The organism is Sphaerochaeta halotolerans, from assembly GCF_003429665.1.
Taxonomy (GTDB): Bacteria; Spirochaetota; Spirochaetia; order Sphaerochaetales; family Sphaerochaetaceae; genus Sphaerochaeta; species Sphaerochaeta halotolerans.
Genome location: NZ_QUWK01000030.1, coordinates 1 through 3,938, shown reverse-complemented (window position 1 = coordinate 3,938; position 3,938 = coordinate 1). Strand labels below are relative to the sequence as shown.

The 3,938-nt window shown below is 48.8% G+C and carries 3 protein-coding genes; all 3 read right to left on the bottom strand.

The genetic code is table 11. From position 1 onward, the window contains the following. Positions 1–2: 2 nt before the first annotated feature. The 3 genes from DYP60_RS13760 to DYP60_RS13750 are packed head-to-tail and all read right to left on the bottom strand — an operon-like array spanning position 3 to position 3,881. A complete protein-coding gene (locus DYP60_RS13760) occupies positions 3–1,034 on the bottom strand; it encodes a tyrosine-type recombinase/integrase (protein ID WP_165849602.1) in 1,032 nt (343 codons plus the stop codon). Beyond that, a complete protein-coding gene (locus DYP60_RS13755) occupies positions 1,024–1,986 on the bottom strand; it encodes a tyrosine-type recombinase/integrase (protein ID WP_117331591.1) in 963 nt (320 codons plus the stop codon). The genes DYP60_RS13760 and DYP60_RS13755 overlap by 11 nt, the downstream gene beginning before the upstream one ends. Then, positions 1,983–3,881, bottom strand: a complete 1,899-nt coding sequence (locus DYP60_RS13750) for a tyrosine-type recombinase/integrase (protein ID WP_117331589.1) — start codon at positions 3,879–3,881, stop codon at positions 1,983–1,985. Before DYP60_RS13750 ends, DYP60_RS13755 begins: the two co-directional genes overlap by 4 nt. Positions 3,882–3,938: the final 57 nt, after the last annotated feature.

The following is a 3,938-nucleotide window of genomic DNA, read 5'->3' as shown; positions in this document are numbered from 1 at the left end:
CATCATCTTATTCCATACAGGTGCTTCAATTCATCTTCGTCAGTTGTCCAGAGAGGCTCCTCCTTGCCCCCACCTTCGGGTTCTGTGGATTCCATAGCCTTGCGGATGACCTCTGTTGAAATCCTTGCATAATGGGCTTCGGTCGTGGCAATGTTTTCATGGCCGAGCAATCTGGCAACCACCTCCATGTTGACACCATTCTGCACCAAGGCTGTTGCACGTGACCGACGGAGCATGTGCGGATATACGGACAAAGGCATTGTTGCTACCTCCTTCCTAGCCAAGTCGGCATACTTTTGGACGATTCGTTCAGCGTTTCCACAGGACATCCTGTCAGCATGTCCTTTTATGACAGTATAAAAAATATAGGTTGAGGGTTCCTTCTCACCATGGAAAAGCCGCATATACTGTTGGAGATGCTCAATGGTCAACGTCAAGAGGGGTATGATCCTTTCTTTGCTCCCTTTTCCGACCACACGCAGGTAGCCGTTTTCAGGGTCCATATTGATATCGCGGACCTGTAGGTTAAGGAGCTCCGACACCCTCATTGCAGAATCATAGAGCAGGACAAGAAGCATCTGGTCCCTTATCCCGAGTCTCGAGACTGGGGGAGCGGACAAAATTGCAGCGGTTTCCTTTTCATCCAGGCACCTCAGGATTCCTTTCGGCACCTTGGCATAGGGAACCGTACCGACCGAGAAAGTGATGGGATAAAGCGATACATCATTGTCCGCCGCATACTTGAGATAGGAATTCAATACTGCCAGCCGTTGGTTTCTTGTCCCGGGTTTACACCCTGTTTCCCTTAGCCAGTCGAGAAAATCAAAGATGAAACTCCTGGTACACTCCTCAAAGGTGAATCCATCCAGCCTCAGGCTTTTTACGTCTGTGATGAAACGGGCAAAAACGGTAAGGCTGTCCCTGTAGGATCTGACAGTGTCAGGAGATCTCCCCAGCTGGGTAGGCATATAGACATTGAGGAAATTGAAGGTCATCGAAAAGAACAAGGGTGTCCGTCTGTTTCTACTGTTCATATTCCACCACCTTTGGGATAACGGTTGCGGAAGTCCCATCTTTTTCCCGTATCACTTCGAAGATAGGCTCCTTGATATGGAAATAATAAAAAGTCTCGGAAATACTGGAATGGCCGAGATACACGCTCAGATAGGGAAGCATAGCTTCCGAAATCCCCCCCTTCATCCATGTATTCATCTTCTCTATGACGAATGCGTGCCTGAGGCTATGCACCCTGGGGGCCTTTGGGGCCGTCTTCGATGCCTTTGTATGTTTCCAGATTTCAGCGAACATCTCATCCACCGTCGTTTTCAGAATGGGAGCCTTCCCATCTATGCGGGGGAAAAACCATATGCCATCGGGGAACCTTGCCTGCATCCTTTCATCATACTTCCGGCACAGGTCCGTCAGGTCACGCGCCATTGGGACAAGCCTGTCCTTGTCACCCTTTGAATGCATGATATGCAGTACCCCCTGTTCCAGATCCACATGTTCCCGTTTGAGATAACAGGACTCAGCGAGCCGGAGACCACAACAATAGTATAGCCTGAACAACACCGAAAGCTCGATTTGCGGGTATCTCGCACATGAATGACGCAGCCTGTAAGAATCAACGGACTGGTAAATTTCCTCGATCTCCGACTTGGATGGGATATACGGGACGGATGTCGACTCCGAGGCCATCCACATGGGGATGTATGCCTGCTTGCCCAGAGAAAGAAGGTAATAGCCGAACTGTCTTGTAAAAGAGACCCGCTGGTTCCTGTAGTTTATGCTTTCCGTCGGTGTCTGAATCGCCCACTCGAGAACCAGCGTCCGCGAAAGAATCCCATCATCCAGATCATGTTCAATGATGAAGCTGTCGAACCTCTTCAACATATACTCCTCGAATTCATAGGAGAACCCGTTCCCTCTCTTCTCGTTGATGAATCCGGTTATGAAACTGCCGAGCTTGCTTTTGAATGTTCTCATAGCAACCTCCCTGGTAATCCGATCCCCTCGAGATTGATGGGACAGAGCCGAAGATGGACAAGGTCGACACCAAGATAATGGTTCAGCTGCGTGAGGTTGCTTTGTCCCAGTGCGGACTTTACAGTCTGTATCCCATTGCCCGACAGGAGCAGGTTGGTCGCAAAGGTTCTTCGTGTGACATGAAAGCCGTGAGAAGTCCTGGGAATGTCAGCCAAAGCCCTTTCCAGACAAAGACTGCATTTGCTCGGTGTATATTTTGAGAAGGGAGCGTCATGATGAAGGAAAATATAGGGCAAATCCGATTTGGGCCTCCCCTCTGTAATGTATCTGTATAACAGATTGGCAACACCCACGGGTAAAGCAGTTTCCAAAGGCACCCCTGTTTTCTTCTGGATTATCTTTATGGTGCTGTGGTTCCAGTCTATGTCTTGCAGCTTGAGCCGTACGATATCGGAAGCCCTGAGTCCGAGTTGAAGTCCCAGGGCTACAATGGCGTTATCCTTCAATTCGTCGGGGGTTTCACAGTGGGAACTCCTGTAAGCAGCAATCCCCTTGCTTTCTTGTTCGGACAGGACAGTCGCGATTACAACCTTTGGGGCGAATATCGCCGGGACGGCAAGCATCATCGCGGAAGGCAGAATACCACGGATTACAAGGAAGCGGAGAAAAATCCTCAGCTTGCAGTTATAGGCCCGTTTTCCCCCGATGGTCATATGTTCGTCCTGACTGATATATTCCTTCACCAGATCCACCGTAATGCCGGCAAAGGAATGGATATCCCTTGATTCTGCATACACGAGAAATTTGCAGCAGGAACTCCTGCTCATGCATAATGTCGAGGTATCCATTCCTTCCCGCTTGCGCTCCGATAGGTATTCCCGGACAATCCCCTCCGCCCAAGGCGGTGGAATGTATTTCCATGCCCTATGGCAATTCGTAGGAACCTCACGGGCGTCCATCCTCGCATGGGAGCCCAGGAGACCTATCAGTTGTACTGTCTTCGTAAGGGAGGCATAGAACGGGTAACCCCATTCAGGCTTGTTGGCTTCCGCCCAGTCAAACAGAATCCCACGCGAAAAGCAGAGCGAGTTGACAGATAAGAATGCAAGTATGGAAAAATAAGGGATTATGGTTGCATTATATATGGTCTTCGAGTATCCATTCTCATCAAGATAGTTGATGAGCCTGCCATAAAGCTCCGGCTCCAGAACGAAGCCACCGACCCGGCTCCCACTGCCCCCACCGGTTCCCATTTCGGGAATGGCATACTTTGAGGCATTGTTGATTCGATCCAAGTCAATCCCGAAATATTTCCAGATTCCGTTATCGTCGACGCAAACCAATCCTTTCAGATAAAGGAATCTCATTATTTGTGGAAGGTAGGACCTTTTCATGACCGGCTTCCCCTCCCTGCCAAAGTATTCATCAAGGAAAGAAGATTTTATTTGGCTTGTATCCAAGCAGGATCCGGTTTCCTGCAGGTACAGGAATAAAGACGACAGGATGCGCTTGAAATTGTTTTTGTCGTGGTTGGCCCTTACCTTGCCTGCAAGAAATTCATCGACAAGGCTTTTCTGCGGTTGGTTCAATGCATCATATTCCAGAAAGTCTGTATAGAGATATTCCCGTTGGGTGATGGTACCATTAAGAATGAAGTCATTCACCCTGAAGATCATCCTCCTGCAAACCTTGTATTGGCCATATGGGAGGATTTCAAACTCCCTCGAAAGCCATGCCAAGGCTTCCTTGTGGGAATACTCAATTCCCTCACTTGCCAAATAAGCACGAAGCTCCGTCAGGTATTTGCGGTAAGTGCACAAACAACACTTGCTCTTTCCGTCCTTGGAGTAATAATCCAGAACGAAACCTGTTGCTTCATCAAAAATTTCATACATAGATAGCCTCCTAGCATTTAATCACTCCATTATGGGGTATTAAAGCCAGGAAGCCCA

Coding starts and splice junctions, on each gene's coding strand:
- DYP60_RS13760 (WP_165849602.1), bottom strand. CDS start 1,034: ATGAACAGTAGAAACAGACGGACACCCTTGTTCTTTTCGATGACCTTC.
- DYP60_RS13750 (WP_117331589.1), bottom strand. CDS start 3,881: ATGTATGAAATTTTTGATGAAGCAACAGGTTTCGTTCTGGATTATTAC.
- DYP60_RS13755 (WP_117331591.1), bottom strand. CDS start 1,986: ATGAGAACATTCAAAAGCAAGCTCGGCAGTTTCATAACCGGATTCATC.